7 protein-coding genes are annotated in these 19114 nt (G+C 57.2%); 3 read left to right on the top strand and 4 right to left on the bottom strand.

Features of this window, described 5'->3' with window-relative positions; translation table 11 throughout:
* Positions 1-7 precede the first annotated feature (7 nt).
* A complete protein-coding gene (locus tag WD071_RS15120) occupies positions 8-1936 on the top strand; it encodes a GldG family protein (protein WP_368049233.1) in 1929 nt (642 codons plus the stop codon).
* Here the strand turns inward: WD071_RS15120 and WD071_RS15115 are convergent.
* Together WD071_RS15115 and WD071_RS15110 are read right to left on the bottom strand one after the other, a co-directional pair.
* Positions 1929-3227 carry a sensor histidine kinase gene (locus WD071_RS15115; RefSeq protein ID WP_368049232.1) on the bottom strand — a complete coding sequence of 433 codons (1299 nt, stop codon included), beginning with the start codon at positions 3225-3227 and terminating at the stop codon, positions 1929-1931. The genes WD071_RS15120 and WD071_RS15115 overlap by 8 nt on opposite strands.
* An 8-nt stretch (positions 3228-3235) precedes the next feature.
* Positions 3236-3937, bottom strand: coding sequence for a response regulator transcription factor (locus tag WD071_RS15110; RefSeq protein ID WP_368049231.1), 702 nt, complete (start codon positions 3935-3937; stop codon positions 3236-3238).
* Positions 3938-4046: 109 nt separating this feature from the next.
* On the opposite strand from WD071_RS15110, the gene WD071_RS15105 reads away from it, so the two are divergent.
* On the top strand, positions 4047-5990 hold the full coding sequence (locus WD071_RS15105) for an ATP-binding cassette domain-containing protein (RefSeq protein WP_368049230.1): 1944 nt from the start codon (positions 4047-4049) through the stop codon (positions 5988-5990).
* A 110-nt stretch (positions 5991-6100) separates the two neighbouring features.
* On the opposite strand, the gene WD071_RS15100 is transcribed toward WD071_RS15105, so the two are convergent.
* Both WD071_RS15100 and WD071_RS15095 read right to left on the bottom strand, forming a co-directional pair.
* Positions 6101-7171 (bottom strand): S1C family serine protease, encoded by a 1071-nt coding sequence (locus WD071_RS15100; RefSeq protein ID WP_368049229.1) that lies wholly within the window; start codon positions 7169-7171, stop codon positions 6101-6103.
* 86 nt (positions 7172-7257) lie between these two features.
* A complete protein-coding gene (locus tag WD071_RS15095; RefSeq protein ID WP_368049228.1) occupies positions 7258-18408 on the bottom strand; it encodes a DUF6701 domain-containing protein in 11151 nt (3716 codons plus the stop codon).
* Positions 18409-18607: 199 nt separating this feature from the next.
* On the opposite strand from WD071_RS15095, the gene WD071_RS15090 reads away from it, so the two are divergent.
* The gene (locus WD071_RS15090; protein WP_368049227.1) at positions 18608-18901 is read left to right on the top strand and encodes a hypothetical protein; all 294 of its coding nucleotides are present in this window, start codon (positions 18608-18610) and stop codon (positions 18899-18901) included.
* The last annotated feature ends 213 nt before the right edge of the window (positions 18902-19114 follow it).

Raw genomic sequence — 19114 nt, 5'->3', positions numbered from 1 at the left:
GCTGGCCATGAAGAACAAAGCATTATTTTCCCCCGCCGGCCTCGCTCTGATTGGCGTTGCCCTATTGATTGTCGTGGTAATTATCAGCGCACTGCCACGGCTGCGTATTGATCTGACGCAGGACAATCTGTACACCCTGAGCAATGGCACGCGGGAGGTGCTGGACAACCTTGAGCGCCCCATTGAACTGACTTTTTTCTATTCCGAAGAAGCCATCGGCCAGATGCCACAAGTGCGGGCCTACGGCAATCGCGTGCAGGAGCTGCTGCAGGAGATGGTCATTGCCAGCAACGGCAACCTGACGCTGGACATCATCGATCCGGAACCGTTCTCTGAACAGGAAGATCTGGCCACCGGTTATGGCATTCAGGCAGTGCCCCTGGCTGCGGGCCGCGAAGAAGTGTTTTTTGGTGTTGTTGCCGCAGACCCCGCTACCCGTGTCGAAGGCGAGAGTGAAGTATACGAGACCATCCCGCTGGTACGCCCCGATCAGGAAGAATTCCTGGAGTACGAATTTTCCCGTTTGATCACCCGCGTACTGGACCCTGATCCAACTGTCGTGGGACTGATCACCTCGCTCGATATTGATGGCGGCTTTAATCCGGCCACCGAACAGACCACCGGCCCCTGGGCCATCATGGACACTGTGCGCTACATGTACGATGTGCGCCGCCTGCAGGAAGAGGTTGCCAGCATTGATGAAGACATCGACATCCTGATGCTGGTGCATCCCCAGGAACTGCCCGAGCAAACCCTGTATGCCATTGATCAGTTCGTGATGCGCGGTGGGCGGGCACTGGTATTTACCGATCCTAACTCGGACACCCAGACCCAGATCATGGTGGGTGGTGGCGGTTACCGCGACAACCTGGGCTCAGACCTGCCCGGACTGCTCAGCGCCTGGGGCATAGACTATGACGCCACCCAGGTGGTGACTGACCAGGAACTGGCCCTGTTTGTCACCCTGGCCCAGGGTCAACGCCCCACTGCGCACTATGGCATGCTGGGCGTACCTCGCGAACACTTCGCCAATGATATTGTCAGCGGCCAACTGCAGGTCATGAACCTGTCCTCCGCCGGCGCACTGAATCCGGTTGCGGGCGCCACGACCACCTTTGAGCCACTGATTCAGACCAGTGAGCAGACCATGTTGATGGGAACCGCCTTTTTCCGTGAAATGGGCGACCCGACGCTGCTGATCGATGACTTTGTCTCCGAAGAACAGACCCGCACACTGGCCGCCCGGGTCTCCGGCCCGGCACAGAGCGCATTCCCCGACGGCCCGCCGACAGCAGACAGTACCGATAGCGCTGAAGCCTCTGCTGATGACGCACAGCCCGCCGACAACGGCAGCGCCGCCCCTGAGCAACACCTGAGCGCCTCTGTCAGCGACATCGGCGTGATTGTGGTAGCTGACTCTGACGTGCTAGCGGATCGCATGTGGGCGCAATCCCGACAGGTCGCCGGACAACGCGTGATTAATGCCTTCGCCAGCAATGGCGACTTTGTCATCAATGCGCTGGACAACCTCAGCGGTAGCACCGAGTTGATCAATATCCGCAGCCGGGGACGCTACGCACGGCCCTTTACCCGCGTGCTGGCATTGCAACGCGAAGCAGATGAACGCCTGCGTGAGCGCGAAACCAATCTGCTGGAAAGACTGTCAGAAACCGAGGAACAGCTGCAGGCATTGAATCAGGGCAGCGGTAGCATATCACCAGAGCAGGAAGCCGAGATCGAGCGCTTCATCGCACTGCAGCTGGAAACCCGGCGCGACCTGCGTGAGGTACAGTTTGAGCTCAACAATGAGATAGACAGGCTCGGCGCCGTGCTGAAAGCAATCAACACCGCCCTGATTCCGGCGTTAATCATTATCGGTGTGCTCGCCGCAGCCATACTGCGCAACCGACGCAGAAAACCAAAGGCTTTTAATTGATAGGAAGGTATGCGCTGACCCGGGTGCCCTGCTCGGGCTGGCTCTCGATCACCAGCCTGCCACCGTGGGCATCAACAATCAGATTACACAGATACAAACCCAGGCCAAAACCACCGGTGTTGCGCAAGCGCGCGCTGTCCACGCGGTAGAACGGTTCAGTGATATGGCGCAGGTGCTCGGCAGCAATACCTTCGCCCTGATCCGAGATACACAGCACCGCCTCCTGCCCCTCAAAGCTGGCCTTTATCGTGATCGGCCGGTTGCGACCGTGGCGAATTGCATTGTTTACGATATTGGCCACCAGCAGCCGGATACGCAATTTATCCAGACTCATGGAGCGATCTTCGTCCGGCAGATCCACGACCAGTCCGCCTTCATAGTGCTGGAATTGTTCCGCCAGCATGCGTATGTAGTCAGCAAAATCAACCTCATCCAGTATCAGGGCTGAGTGCTGAGTGCTGAGACGTTCGGCCTCGATCAGATCACTAATCAATAGATCAATTTCATTGATATCATCGCTGAGGTTTTCGCGCAGACTGCCTTCTTCCATGAACTCCAGCTGCAACTTGGCGCGTGTGACCGGCGTGCGCAATTCGTGACTGATCGCCAACAGTAACTGGCGCTTGGCTTCCAGCATCGACTGCAGTGAATCCGCCATATGATTGATGCTTTCAGTCAACTCACCCAGCTCATCCTTGCGCGTTACTTCAACCCGGTAGCTCAAATCGCCTTCGCATATTTTTTCGGCACCCTGGCGCAACTTGCCAACCGGCTCCATTAACCGGCGTACCAGCCAATAATTCGAGAACAGGATGAACAGCGCAAAACCCAAACCGATATAGACCACAATGTAGTCATAGTCGCTGAGTGAAGGCGCCTTGCGATTGAGAAAATACTCGTAACCGCCCCGTGCGACACGAATCACCTGTTCGTTACCCGCCGCCAGCATTTGTGAGTCATCGGACAGGGTGCGGACAAAAACCGTACTGGAAATATCCAGGTCGGATTCGTCATCGGATTGCCAGTTGATATGAGGGCTGCGGATGATGATGGTCAGTGACAGATCACGGGCCAGCTCGGCAGCCCGTTGCAGGTCGGGCGGGATGCCAATGGCATCCACCAGCAATCGCACGTTATCCAGGTAGAACACCGGCAGGGGATTCAGGCGCTCACGGCGCCAGTTCTCATCTATTTGGCGTATGGAGAAGGTGATAACCAGAAAAAACAGAATAACAGTGGCGCTGAATATCAGAAAGAGCCGGAAGTACAAAGACCCGGTCACTTTCGGCATCAGGGATATCATTGCAGTTGACCGACAAAGGTGTAGCCGCGCCCCCACACAGTCTTGATGAAGCGAGGCGTCTTGGACGTATCCTTGAGCTTGTGACGCAGGCGGCTGACCAGGGTATCCACCGCACGGGAAAACAATTCAGCGTCGATACCGCGCAACCGGTTCATCAATTCGTCACGGGTAAACGTCTTGTTGGGCGACTGGATAAACAGCACCAGCAATTCGTACTCCATGGTGGTCAGCTCAACCAGCTCGCCATCAAGATGGACGGTGCGGCGGTTGGTGTCCACATCCAGCCCTTCAATGCGCGGCAGATCGGCGTCGGCACGACCCTCGTCACCGGCGCGGCGCAGGATGTTGGTGATGCGGGCCACCAGTTCACGGGGCTCAAAAGGCTTGGGCAGGTAATCGTCAGCGCCCAGCTCCAGCCCTACAATACGGTCGGTCACTTCTCCGTGGGCAGTGAGCATCATGATGGGCAGGTGGCCGTAGACAGAGGTTTTGGCACGAATTTCACGGCAGATTTCAAAGCCGTCTTTTTCAGGTAACATGACATCCAGTATCAGCAGATCGGGCTTGGAGCGCTTGAGCAGTTCGAATCCCTTGCTCGGCGTGTGGGCGACCGTGACCTTCATGTCATAACGATCCAGATACTGCGTCAGCAGCTGGCCCAGTTTTTCATCATCATCTATTATTAGTATCTGCTTCATAGGGCCGAAGTTTACGAATTTGCCGGACATAAATCAATCTGTCGTGATCGTCTGGCTGTATAATGCCCGTTTTCGCACCTCAACACACCACAACAACTACGGTTGACGCATGATCAGTCTTAACAACGCGCGCCTGATGCGCGGTGAGCATACCCTGCTCGACAGCGCCAGCATCACTATCCACAAAGGCCAGAAAACCGGGGTCATCGGACGCAACGGCAGCGGCAAGTCGAGCCTGTTCGCCTGTCTGACCGGACAGATTGCGCTGGATGCCGGCGACCTGTTCATACCCGACGGTCTGCGCTGTGCCTGGATGAAACAGGAGACGGCCGGCTCCGGACGCACCGCGCTGGACTACGTAATTGACGGCGATGAACGCTACCGTGCGATCGAAGACCAGTTGGGCAGCGCCGAAGACAGCAATGACGGCCATGCCATCGCCAATCTGCACCATGAACTGGACAAAATAGACGGCTACAGTGTGCAGGTGCGGGCCGAGCAGCTGCTGTCGGGCCTGGGATTCGCGGTGGACAGCTTTCAGCAACCGGTATCGGCCTTCTCCGGGGGTTGGCGCGTGCGCCTGAACCTGGCGGCTGCACTGATGGCACCCTCGGACCTGTTGCTGCTGGACGAACCCACCAACCACCTGGATCTGGAAGCCACGATCTGGCTGGAGCAATGGCTGAATCGTTACCAGGGCACCTTGCTGCTGATTTCACACGACCGCAGTTTTCTGGACAAGGTTATCGACCACGTGGTCAGTTTTGAGCAGAACAATCTGTTCATGTACAAAGGCAATTTCACGGCCTATGAAATCCAGCGCGCCGAGCGTATGGCCCAGCTGCAGGCAGCTGCCGAGAAGCAGATGCGCCGCAAAGCCGAGATCGAAGACTTTGTGCGTCGCTTTCGCGCCAAGGCCAGCAAGGCCAAGCAGGCACAAAGCCGATTAAAAGAACTGTCGCGCATGGAAGATATAGCTCCGGCGCATATCGATTCGCCGTTTCGTTTCTCGTTTTTTGCTCCCGACAAGACAGCCAGTGATCTGCTCAGCTTCAAGAAGGTCAGTATCGGTTTTGACGAAGCTCTGGTGCAGGGCATCAACCTGAAACTGCACGACACCACGCGCATTGGATTGCTGGGTTTCAATGGCGCAGGCAAATCCACTTTGCTGAAGACACTGGCTGAGCAGTTGCCGGTTCTTGGTGGCGAAGTGGTGGCCTCCAAACATCTGCGCATCGGTTATTTTGCCCAGCACCAGGTTGATGTTATCGACATGAAGGCCAGTCCGACTACGCTGATACAGCGGGCGGACCCTTCGGCCAGAGAACAGGAGATCCGCAATTTCCTGGGCGGTTTTGACTTCCGCGGTGATCGCGTATCCGAGCCCATTATCAACTTTTCCGGCGGCGAAAAGGCGCGCCTGGCACTGGCATTAATCGTCTGGCAAAAACCCAATGTGTTGCTTCTGGATGAGCCCACCAACCACCTGGACCTGGAAATGCGGCATGCCTTGACGGTCGCCCTGCAGGGTTTTGAAGGCGCACTGGTACTGGTATCACACGATCGACACCTGATGAACAACACCGTCGACGAATTCTTCACCGTGCATCAAGGCCGGGTCACACCCTTTGAGGGAGATCTGGATGATTATGCGCGCTGGATGCAGGATCAAGGCAAAGGCGCTACTGCCGACTTTCAGCCTGGCACCAACAAGGATCACCTGAAACCCGGTGCCAGCAAGCCCGCTGAGCGCAAGCCTGCACCAGAGCCGGTAGTCGATAAAAAGGAGGCGCGCAAACAGGCCGCCCAGCAACGCGAGCAGCTGGCACCGCTGCGCCGGGAAGTCCGCACTCTGGAAAAGACCATGGAAAAACTCAGCGCCGAGCTGACCGCGCTGGAAGAGAAGCTGGGCGACACCACGCTCTACGAAGACAGCCGCCGCGATGAGCTGACTGAGCTACTGCGACAGCAAGGCTACTGCAAAGCCGAACTGAGCCAGGCCGAAGAAGGCTGGCTGGAGAAGAGCACCGAGCTGGAGGCGATTACTCAATAGTTGCCCCACAGGATCCCACCCAGCACTACGGGAGTCGGTCTCGAAACGGTCGTCTGCGACGCCCTGATTGTTCCTCGACGGACGTCCCGCAGTACTGGGCGGGCTCCTGCCTACTGACGGGTAGCCTGCAGCTCGATCTGGTAGCGTACGCGCGCATTGTCGCGCAAGCTAACCACCTCAACCACATCACCCGCTTCCCGGTTCTCCAGCACCGTCAACAGATCATCTTCATTGACCACCGGCACACCATCCACTTCCACGATGACATCGCCCAGAATAATACCGCGATTGGTTTCCCGCAGCCCGCGCATACCCTCGCGCTCGGGACTGCTGTCCTCCACCACGTCCAGCACGATGACACCGTTGATGCGCCAGCGGTTACGATAATAGTCGGCATACTGCGGCGGAAACAGACTGATGCCCAGGGTCGGTGTCTGCACACGTCCGTACTGAATCAGTTCCGGCACAATCTTTTTCACCGTGTTGGCCGGGATGGCAAAACCAATGCCGGAACTGGCGCCGCTGGGGCTGTAAATGGCGGTGTTCACACCAACCAGCTGGCCCAGCGAATTGAGCAGAGGACCACCGGAGTTGCCCGGGTTGATGGCCGCATCAGTCTGAATCACATCGCGGATGATGCGCCGGGTCACGGAATTTATCTCCCGGCCCAGCGCGCTAACCACACCTACCGTCAGCGTGGTATCCAGGCCGAACGGATTACCTATCGCAATAACCTTGCGCCCTACTTCCAGCAGTGATGAGTCTCCCAGCGTAACCGGGGTCAGCTGTTCCGGCGGCGCGTCGATGCGCAGCACGGCCAGGTCCTTGTCCGGCTCGGCGCCAACCACCTGTGCCTGCCACGCCGTGCCATCCTGCAGCGTTACCGTGACGCGCGACGCATTCTGGATGACATGGAAATTGGTGACCACATAACCGCGCTTGTCCCAGATAAAACCTGATCCACTGCCCTGTGGAATTTCTTCCGGATTAAGATTGAATACTGAACGCCGTACCATACGCGAATTGGTGATATACACCACGGACGGGCTGGCGCGCTTGAACACATCAATGTTGTTTTCTTCGTCGTTGGTGCGGAAACTTTCGTAGTCGGCGGCAGTTGCCGGCACAGAGGCTGCGATGGCAGCAAAACCAACCAGCAGCAGGGCGAACAGGCGATTCATACGGCGCTCCGGTATTTCTGTCAGATACTGACGATGATGGCGGCAGTGACCACTGATTTCAAGACCCTGGATCAGTGGCCATGCCGTCAGGGCGTGGAGGGACCGTTGTAGATCTCCTGCCAGTGTATCACCCGATCATGGCTGCGGAATTGCCCGAACTCAAGCTGGGCGCGCGGGTTTTCATCGTAGTCAGCGTCGATTTCAGGCCAGCGGAACTGCAGGAAGGGCAGGTTCAGCGCATCCAGATCAATCTCGACATCCACAGTGCCACTGTTGTTCTCGCCCGGCGCCGTTGCGGTGAAGGTGGCATCACTGGGGCTGGTGGCTGCCTCAACACCCTGTACCTGTCCGGCATAGAACTCCGTGGTCTGGGGCGTGACAATCTCTGTGTCGCCATCGTCCAGGTTGCCGGTGTAGGTGCCCGGCACCAGTGTCAGCTCCGCAGCATCAATCACCGTGCAGTTGTCATCGGTGTTAACCACAAAGCGCTCACCATCAAAGTATTCAACCCGGAACGTAATCGCCAGGTCTTCGGTTTCCGGACCAAAGGCGTTATTGATCAGCAGACGTCCGTAACGGAAGTCATGTTCAGCTATCAGATAGTAATCACGCTCCCCCTGAACAATCTCGGTATTGAGATTATCAGGGTTGTTCGGGTCGCCCGAGTCATAAGGCGGAAGCGTGACACCGTCGCTGTCAATGGGCACAAAAGCAATCTTGAGATCCGCGAAGGGGCCATCGGGCGCGGCGGGATCAGCACGGCTGAACGCCAGGTTACCCTCCAGCGCCAGCTCTCCGCCCTGCACCGCAGACCAGTCGGCTTCATAGTCAGTCGGTACCGATACGTTATCCAGCCGCGCACTCAAATCATTATTGTCTGCGCTGGCAACTTCCTCAATCGCGCGGAAGTTCAGGTCAGCGTAGGCCGACAGCTTGGCAAACCCGCCACGGTAGTTCACCGTTGTGGCTCCCTGAATATTACGCGCCACCAGTTCCAGCTCAATGGCAAACGGCTCATCCATGTAGGTGAAGATGGACGGCGGTACACAGCTGGCATCGATACGCGGCAGTAACATGGTGGTCAGAACATCAAAGCGGCGTGGGTAGAAGCGCCCCACATCATTAACCACACCGCGAATGACATCGGTGCCGCGATAGGTCAGCGGATCATCGTTGGTATCCACCAGCGCTGCCTGAACATCAATGATACCCACTTCGTTGTAGCTCAGACTGACACTGCCAGTGCCCGCGATGGCGGCATAGTTATCGAAGTTATTAAACGTCAGGGTGTCATTGGTCAACTCGCCTCGCACACCGCCCAGCGCCTCAGCCTGGTTTTCCAGCACCGTGAGCTTGACGGCATAACCATCCGCTGCCCCCACTGTGTCATAAAAGAAGTTCGGAGTCGGCCGGTTATCGTAGAGGTTGGCATCCGTATCCGGTTGCCCGTCCTGATCCACATCATCGCCAGCCTGCCAGCCCATGGCGGTCACCACCGTGTCGAAGCCCTCACCGGCGTAAACAAAGACGGTACCGTCTTCATCTTCGGCAAATGAATCCGCCGGATTGCCGGCACGGTCCGGGAAGTTATCGGCAAGCAAACCCTCTGCCTGCGTGCGGTCCAGGCCTTCGTCGCCGGGGAAATTGATGGCAAAACCAAAGGGCCTGACCACAAACTCATTGCTGCTGCCCAGCATGTAGTCGCCGGAAACGCCCGGTGGTGAGAGCGGATCGCTTGGAATAATCGAGTTTGAGGTGATCGGGTTGGTGTCACCAAAGAACCCGAATGGAATATTGTAGCGGCTGTGCAGCTGCATGATGCCCACATCGGAATAATTCAGCACAATGGTGGCACCGATGTCACCCGAAGGCTGTTCGATGAAATCCAGATCGATCTCGGTGTACGCGCTGGCGCTGGCGGCGCCGTTGTCGTCAACCAGCGAAACCGCCTCGCCATTAACACTGAAGCTCTCGCCACTGACGCAGTTGTCGGCGTCAGTGCATTCAGCCGCGATTTCAATGGGCAGTGTCTGACCGTCGTCGAACAACGGCACACACTGCATCGGGTCCTGATCCGAACTTCTGACGCCTTGTATGGTCAGCACTTGCCCCAGCGGGGCCACGTTAGATGGTTTGCCGGCAATCTGTGTCAGGATGGTGTTGCTGAGCTCAGTTTCATTGTAGAACACCAGGCCGGCCTCGGCGATCTGCAGCGTCGGGTCCTCAAGCTCGACCGCGGTACTGGTCTGCCCTTCGACATTGATATTGACTGGCGCCACCGCTCCCGCTGACACAGTATAGTTCAACAGCAGGCTCACCGAGTTTTCGCCGGAGGGGAAGGTATAGGTGGCAGCGCCGTTGTCGGCCTGACTGCCTATTGCCGTCAGCACACCGTTGCCAGCCAGAACCCGGGCCCACACACCTTTAGCCGGCGAGGTGGTGATACTGATGGTCTCACCGTTGGCATCAATCGGGTCATCGGCGGCGTCATGTGCGGTGATCGTAATCGGTGTACCGACACAGGAAATACCAAACCCGCTATGCGAAATGGCGTAGTGATCCAGAGAGCCGGAGCCGGTAAAGCCGCACTCATCAGTGGCCGTGGCGACCGTCACGTTGTCAACAAAGAAACGACCGGTGATTGCATAACCATTTTCAATACGGAAACGGATCTGCGATGTGGTGGTCAGATTCGGGTTGCCGCCCAGCGCCGTGGTGAGGTTGAGCGATGCTACGCCGCTGCCAGTTGCACTGGCGCTGGTATACGCCGCCAGCTCAGTCCAGGCCGGATCGCCAGTGGTGGTGCCACGCGCCTCAACAACAACTTCGTCGCTTGCTGCTACCCCGGTAAAGTTGTAATTGAAATTCAGAATCACATCTTCCGATGCCGGCACCGCCGCCAGATTGAACGTTCTGGCCAGGGACGGCTGGATACTGTTGTTGACCGCGTAACTGTTGGAGCGCAGGCGCAGCTTTTGGTGGCCCGCACTGTTATTGATATCGTTGATCACCTGCACATTGCCGACGGCGGGGCCGGCGCCGGTGCTGGCGCTTTCACCGTCCACTTCTATCCAGTCACCAACCCAGTTGCGTGTACCATCGTTACGACTGTAAGACACCGTATCAAACAGATCTTTCCAGGTGATATCCGTCAGCTCTTCGTTAAAGGTAAACGTCGGGTTTTCACTCGCCAGCACCGACGCGATGCCATTGGTCGCGGTGATATTGATGCTGGCTGCCTGATCGTAACTCAGTCGCAGTACCACCGAACCATTGTCGTCGGGATCAAAGGTATAAATGGCCGCGCCGTCGTCCAGCGTGCCGTTATTCAACACGCCCTGCACGCCGGTATGGGTGGACCAGTTGCCGAGATTGGTACTGGTGGCGAGCCGCACGGATCCATAATAGTCACTGTCGCGGGTGTGCGTGAGCCCGTCATGTTTACTGATGCGCACCAGCGCGAAAGCACACACGCTGCCACTTTGCTCAACCTTGATACTGAAGTGGCCGATATACCCGTCTTCCACCAGGTGCAGCGCGTCCAGCCGACGCTGTGCCGCGGTCGGTTCAGTCAGCGCATCCGGGGTAAACACACCCAGTTCCTGGTCGCCCAGGAACAGGTTCTCGGTGGTATTGTCGGTACGGTTCAGTTCAGTGACGTCGTCACGGGTCACGATGGTGCCATCCACCGGATCCATGGTCGGGTCGTCGCCAATGGTGGCGGTCTCGTTGTCTACCGAGATCGCGATGGAATCAATGGTTGCGGTTGGATCGTTGGGGTCAACACGAATGTAGAAGGCATCAACATCCACATTACCGTTGCCTTCGGTGGCGCCAAACACATCATTGTCACTGCCTTCCATGTAGACGGATGCGGTGACATTGGCGCCACTGCGATCCAGCGCGATAATGTCTGACGAGGTAAATGCCAGGCTGTCGAAACTGGTCGTCGCACCACCTGTTGTTGAGATCAACACCGTACATTCCGAATGTTCGGCGCTGGTCGGACAGTCATCGTTGACATAAACACCGTTGATATTGACGGACTCATGATCATCAAAAACTGTGGAGCCTTCCAGGAACATATAGGCGATACCGGAAATCGGGTCGTAACGCACCAGGTCCCAGGGCTCAAACGCCAGGTTATTGCTGCCGATGACACTGCTGCCGTTGGCAGACAATATTATGTGCCCGTTTTTAAGCAGGTGCACGGCATTGATGTCATCAATACGACCGGCGTTGGTGCCGCTGTCATCAAAAAACATGATCGCTTCGTCAGTCTGCGGATCATAAATGATCAGATCATCGTTCTCGAAATTCGCCAGACCACCAATCGATGTGTCATTGCCCGGTGTTGACACTGACAACAAGAAACGCTCCTGCGAACCCACCGGCGGTCCGACGATGGTGGTGCTGTTGGTCGAGGTATTATTGCTCTGGAAATTGTCAAAATTACCGGTACCCACCACCACCTGGGCAGTGTTTACCACGTTGGCACGCGCGCTGCCGGTGACCAGTACTTCCAGCGTCAGCGTGGTGCTTTGATTCAACGCCAGCACACCGTCGAATTCGCAATTCAGTGTCGGCGTCAGTGTGCTGCATGACCATTCTGTATCCGCGCTGCTGGTGCCGGTAAAAGTGACACCGGAAGGTTGTGCGTCAGAGATGGTAAACGGTACCGAGGTGTCATCCGGACCCAGGTTGGTGACCACCAGCTCATATTCACCAGGCTGGTCAACCTCCAGCGTATCCACCAGGGTTTTGACAATGCGCAGATTGGTACGTATGCCCTGCACTGTAGTGACAACACTGGCGACGTTGTTATTGCTGTCTGTTTTAGCGATCAGTGTGTTGACGTCGATGGCGCCGCCCTGCAGATCATATTTGTTGTCGAACTGTGGCGAACGATCACAGTTACTTTCCAGCGGCAGCAGACCTGTTGTTGTGGCGGAACAGTTACCGCCGGTGTGCACAGTGCGCGCCGTGACTGTCCGGTTATTTTCGTTCAGGGTAAAAATATCCGGACCCGCCAGGTCAATCGTAGCCGTTACCGTGGGCAGACTCGCACCGGATGCCAGCGGCGACCCTGTGCCGATATTGTAAGTACAGGTAAATGCGCCATTGGCCGGCGCCACATCTACCGTACACGACCACCCTGTGCCGGACACCTGGCCAGCGCTTGAGAATGTCATGCCATTGGGCAACTGCATGGCCAGAATGATTTCCCCGGTAGCTTCACCTCCGGTCGACGTGCCGTTACCATTATTGGTCACGACTATCTCATAGCTGTTTTCGCCTTCGCTATCAACTTTAAAATCACCGTTTTCACTGATAAAAACTTCCAGGTCAGCGATCGGGAAATTGGTCACACTGATAACCTCGGACACCAGCATTACCAGATCCTGTCCAGAACTGTAGCGTGTAGTAATTCGTTCAGCCTCGTTGCTTGGCTGCGAAAAATCAAACAGGGTATCGTTGCCCAGATAGTGGGTATCAACATCCACGCCGTAGCTGCTGCCGATCTGATCACCATCGCGACCCGAAAACTGTGCATCCGGGCCAGCGAAATCGATCTCATAACCATCATTGTTCTGGCTGTTGTTGATGAGCCCGGGAGGATCATTTTTCCCGATCCACGAGTAAAACGGCGGATCAACACCGTTGTCATAGAGTTCATATATCGGGCGCGTGATCGTGCCGTTAAATTCGTTGTTAACCGGGTTATAACTGTTAAAGTGTTCCTGGGACATATTGTTGAACACAACCGAGTCAGGCTCGTCCTGGATACTCAGCGACTCATCACCATTGGCAAGCGCTTCATCACCTTCAAGAGTAAAGTGGGTGACCTGGCCATTTGGCAAATACCGACTATCGTCGTATGTCGCCATCCGGAAGTTTCGTGGTACCAGCGTGAACGAAGCCCATTGGAACGGCTGGAAACCGTGGAACAGGTTGACGACGCGCAGCTGTTCGTCATCGTTTTCGTAAATAGTAATCAATGACCAACCGGCGGCACAGGTTGCATTGTCGCCCCAGTCTCCGTCGTTGGACACAGCGAAGTCTTTCACACGGTAGTCGCCGCTCTGCGTCACGATATCGGTGACATCGGCATAGGCCGCAAAAAAGTCAACACTGGCCGTCGACGCACCAAAAATATTGAACACGTCATCGGCTACCACCTGAAACTCCGACGGTGCGCCGACACGGCCAAAGGTAACGGTGTCGTCGATCTGCTCGGGATCCTGTCCCGTAGCACCTTGACCGGCCCAGTACAGATAAGCCGCAGTTACCGTTGAATTGGGTGGCATATCCAGCGGCGCCTGCGTCCCGACTGCAAAATCAACGAATGCACAATCATCGGCGGACACGGTGGCGCCGGATGGCTGGGCACGCAACGATGCGCCAATGGCGCGATAATTCATCGCGCCGGAGAATGTTTTGTAAAGAATGACAGGCTCAAAGTCTTCCGCCAACGGCTCTCCTGCCACACGCGGTTCGAAGGCGGCCACAATATGGGCGTTACGCGTCGGCTCAATATTAAGATCGATGGAATTGCCGGACTGAAACGGTTCAACCACGGTGAGTACGCCAAGCGAACTGAGCACGCCGGCCGAGCCCCCGGAGCGACCATTGTTCGGTCTTGCTTCAAGTTCCGCGGTTCTCGGAGGTGGGTTCAACTGTCCGGTATCATAGCCGCCCCACAAGCCCACCAGTGGATTTGGTTGCGTGGCAAGATAATAGTAAAGCGCACCGGATGCGCCGTTCTGGGTATCGTTCGCGGTCACACTGTAAACAAAAGAATTGTTCGATTGAGTCGAGATGGTGGTTTTTGCATCATGGCGGAACTCGCCGTTTACTACTGACTCGCTATAATTGGTGCCATTAACCGGACCCGCTTCGGGGTTTGCGGTTTCGACTGGCAGCTGCTGCGCCACACCCACCACACTGGTCAGACAGATGGTGGTGCTGGTACCGGCGGCACCGCCGCTGAATACCCCTTCGAAAGTACCGGCACCGGAGGGCAGATCAGCCCCGAATATCGCCCACATCTCAACAGCAACATCGTCTGCGTAGGGCCCATCCGGATTGAACTGCCGTTTGACCAGTGACATGGCGTCGCCATCGAATGTCGCTGAGGTACCCGTGTTAGCGCTGGCACGGTTTTCGATCTGGTGCGAGGTCATCAGTACCATTCTGGAGTCGGTACCGGCGATTGGACTGGCCGCCGGAATCGCAACACTGGCCAGATTGGTGGGCGTAGCACTTCGGTCAGTACAAACCGGGCCGGCGAATATTGTCGGGAAACAACCGGTATAAAACAGGCTGGGGTCCGCCGCCGGTGTCTCGACAATCAGGCCCTCATCATCCACCACATCGAAATTGTATTGTGCCGGCGACTCGCTGTTAAAGACCAGCGTAACCTGGCCCGCATCTCCGGCTGTGAACGTGTAGTCCGCGACTCCGGCATCGGCGCCGGATGGCGCTGGCAATGCATCGTAGGTACCGCCGTCTTCAAACCAGTCGCCACGACCGGCATTATTGGTGATACGCATGGTGCCCCGGAAATCTGTTGCCAGATCGGCATTGCGGTCACGCACATTAAACTGCACCTGGGTAATAGTGCAGGCATTGCTCTGCGCCTCAGGGAGGATGATTTCGAAAGTACACAGGTCAATTTCAAGGTTCTGGTCAAACATGTTGGCGCTGCTGCCAGCATCCTGACTGTTACCGTCAGACAGGTTGATATTGACAGTACCGTTGCCCCGGCGATGCAGGAACCCCAGAGATATGGTCCCCAGATCGCTGGCAATAAATTGATAAGTCGCAGAACCGTCTTCGGCAAACGCATCGGTCAGCGTGCCGTCGGACAGCCCGATGTCTTCCCAGCTGCCAAAACCGGTCGACGTGCTCAGTTCGACCTGACCCTCATAGTCAGTGACCGCAGCGCCGTCACGGTCAACCAGCGTGATATCAACCTGGACAATTGAGCAGACATCAGAATTTGTCCCGTCAGGGAAGGAAATCCGGAACACACAGGACTCGTAGTCGATGGTAGGATCGAAACCACCCGACGGCTGTGCCACGTTGGCCGCCACAATATTAAAGTTGATGGTTTCATCTGACTCGACAGCAAAGTCCAGGGTGATTTCGCCTTCATCCGCAACCTGAAAAGGATACGTGGCGCTGCCGTCACCTGGTCCGGGGGTCAAGGTACCAACGGCATCGGCCGCAACCCCGGTTTTACTCCAGTCGCCGGTGGTCACGCCAACCGTACTGAGATTGATGGTGCCGGTGTAGGGAATAACCGTTGCTGATGCGTTAACGACCTGGATGCGCACCTCCTCGACACGGCAGACGCTGGAGTCCAGCGCGGCGACATCACCCTCAACAAACACACGGAACGCACATGCAGAGACTGTCAGTTGACCATCATCCTCACTGACTGTTGCCACATCACCGTCCTGAGAGGTGATGTCAAAGGTATAGGTGCCAGCAACATTGGTGTAACCCAGCACAACCTCACCGTCATCGCTGGCGTCAAAGGTGTAAGTCGCAATGCCATCACCGGCGGTACCGTTGCTGAACGCCCCGGGGGCGCTGGTTATATTGCTCCAGTTGCCGGTACCCGATGAGCTGCTGACCTCCACCTGGCCCACGTAGTCGACCAGAGGGTTGCCGTCTGCGCCCAGCACCGTGAAGGTGACGGGTGACGCGGCGCAGACCCCGCCCTGAATATTGTGTTCGACAGTGAACGAACATTGGCCAACCTCCAGCGGTGGGCCATAGTTTTCAGTCCCCATCGATCCGGAATTAGCATCAAACGAAAGACTGGCGGCGGCGACAGTGGTGCTGAATTCCAACTCGACGGTCCCGTTATCCGCCGCGACAAACTCGTAGGTCGCAGAGCCATTGCCCAGATTGGTGAAATTGCCCGGGAATCCTGCAACCAGGGCATAGTCCCCCTGATTTTCGCTATTGGTAATGGTGACGGTACCTTCGTAGTCCGTGACCGGGTTACCACCGGAATCAACGACATTGATCGTTACCAGCGTGAATGGCGAACAGGTGCTGCTGAGTGCGGCATGCTCTATTTCAAAATGCGGCGGACCGAACACATCAATTTCGTTGGAAATCACCGATCCGGTTGTACCATTCACCGTGAAACGCAGGGTGTGTACACCTGAGGAATCAGAAATGCTGAGACCATTAAACACCGCCTCACCGCTGGCATTGGTCTGCACGGATGTTGTGCCATTCAGCGTGCCACCACCGCTCTCGATAACCACAGTCACCGTGGCATTGGCCACCGGGCTGTTGTTGCGATCACGCAACAGTACAACTGGCGCGTCATCAAAGACTTCGTCTTCATCGGCCGTTGCTGATGGCTGCGTCTGCATGGTTAACGTTGGCGGGGCATAACGCACGATGACTATACCCGAACCACCTGCCGCGCCATTGATAGCGTTGTTACCACCGCCACCACCGCCGCCTCTGCCTGGTGTACCGGCCGTTGCGGGGGTATCAGTACGACCACCGGCGCCACCACCACCCTGGCCACCGGCGCCGGGCGTAGACAGGTTCTGTGCTGCGCCGCCACCACCACCGCCCGCGTAGAACGTGGCGGTGCCGGAAATACTGTACTGCAGGCCAATACCCCCTTGCCCGCCGTTTTCGTTTGCGACGCCAGGGATGTCCTGACCCGCGCCACCAGCACCGCCACCGCCCGTCGCAGGCGCACCACCCGGAGAACCGGGCATATTGCCACCCCGAAAACCCGCGCCCGGTGTGGCGGCGCCCGGCTGTGTTGCGGCACCGCCGTTGTTACCACGGGACCCGCCGCCGGAGCCACCACTGGCACCCTGCGCATTACCGCCGGCGCCGCCACCGCCGCCCAGCGCAGTCAAGGAACCAAACACCGAGTTGCCGCCATTGACACCAAATTCGTGACCCGGACCATCGGCACCGGTGCCGCCAGCGCCCACCGTCACCGACACCGGACCACCCACCGCAAACCCGGTACGATAGACCAGACCACCGGCACCACCACCACCGGCGCCGGCCGTGCCAAATGCCTGCGAGGTACCACCGCCACCACCACCAGCCACGACCAGTGTATCAACCTGGGTGACACCGGGAGGCGGCGTGAATGTGCCTGACGAAGTAAACGTATGAACTATGAATGGTTGTATTGGTGCAATGTAGCGCACAATCACGATACCGCTACCACCGTTGGCGCCAGGTGTTCCCCCGGTACCTCCTGAAGCACCACCCCCACCGCCGGTATTGGCCTGTCCGGCAGTCGGTGTCGCGTTTTGCGCCCCTCCGCCAGCACCACCGCCACCCTGGCCACCGGCACCGCCCAGGCTGTTGCCGCCGCTGCGTTTGCCACCACCACCACCACCGGCGAACCAGCCCGCCTGGCCAACACCGGTACCGAAAGTGGCACTGAAATTCTGGCCCTGACCACCGACCCCGCCCGCGCCGTTGGTACCCGGAGCACCGACAGCGCCAGCACCGCCACCGCCACCGCCTGATCGGTTGTTGGCACCGGTATCCCCGTTACCCGCGCCCCCGGCTGAACCCTGGCCTACAGCACCGGCGCCTCCGGGCCTTGCGGTGCCAGCGGTAATACCACCGCCGCCGCCACCTGAGCCACCGGCCCCTCCGCCGCCTGAATTGTTTTGTGCACCGCCCTGGCCAAAACCTCCTCCTTCAGCCACATTAGCGCCAAAGGAGGAGTCACCGCCTTTGGTTCCGCTGCCCGTCGGATCACCAACTACCGATATCCCTGCCCCGCCCGCACCACCGGCACCTACAACGACAGCATAAGAAGGCTGGTTTACCGTAACATTGGTCAGCCAGCGCAGACCGCCTGCGCCGCCACCACCACCGTAGGTGCCGCCGCCACCGCCACCGCCAGCAACAACCAGTACATCCAGACTGCTCAACCCCTGGGGCGGCACAAACGTGCCGTTGCCGTTAAACACGTGAACCGTGTAAGCACCCTGCGTACTGATCGTGCCACCGGTGCCAATAACCGGTGAAGTCACCTGCGTGATCGTGCCACCCGTGCCCCGGACATTCACCGGACCCGGCACCTGGGCGATCACCAGGCCTGCGAGCACCAGCAAGCCGACGCTGACGCACAGGCCACGCGCCAGCCAACGCCACAGACTGGCGTCACGGACGGTGCGGATACTGCGGGCGCTGGCGGCGGATTTTCCGGCCTGGGGCATCTTCTGGGGATCCCAACAAGTTAAAGGTTTTTATTCACTTAGGCATTATATCGGCTATAGCCAATTTTATTCGGAACACAGTAGCAATATGCCCGCTATTTGTCCCCATATTTACCCGACACCCAGTTACTTTAGATTGCAAAATTGTGCACCCGAACACAAAATACGAACAGTTAAAGCCAATCACACGGAGCTCAACATGGAACTGGAATACAAGATCGTGCAATCAACCACACCGCATTTCGCCAAAGCCAGCAATCTCAAAGCGGTGCTGGATGAGGAAGCGCAGTCCGGCTGGCAGCTGGTTGAGAAGTTCGACAACTACAAGATCCGTCTGCAGCGCGACATCAGCCACCGCACCGGTGATTCCAGCCACAGTGTTGACGCCTACCGTACGCAGGTTGGGCTGAGCAACTGGGTCACCTACAGCGCAGCTGCCGTCATCACCACGGCTGTTGTGTTAATGATTCTTCGCGGCGTGGGTGCCATTTAATAAGGAGCTGAAAAACGTTTTCGAGGCCGCCAGTGTGAGGCAAAAACGGGCGAAAAGCGCAGTTTACACGGAGTAAATGAGCATTTTGAGCCCGTTTTTAACGAAACAATGGCAACGCAGATAGTTTTTCAACAAACTGTTAGTCATCAAAGCTGGTCCGCACCTGCACAGTACGACTGATATCACCACAGATGCCCTCACTGGTGATGGTGT

Origin of the sequence: Pseudohongiella sp., from assembly GCF_040877505.1 — a bacterium.
Classification (GTDB): domain Bacteria; phylum Pseudomonadota; class Gammaproteobacteria; order Pseudomonadales; family Pseudohongiellaceae; genus Pseudohongiella.
The sequence above is the reverse complement of the archived record's forward strand: the minus strand, read 5'-3'. Positions and strand labels throughout refer to the sequence as shown.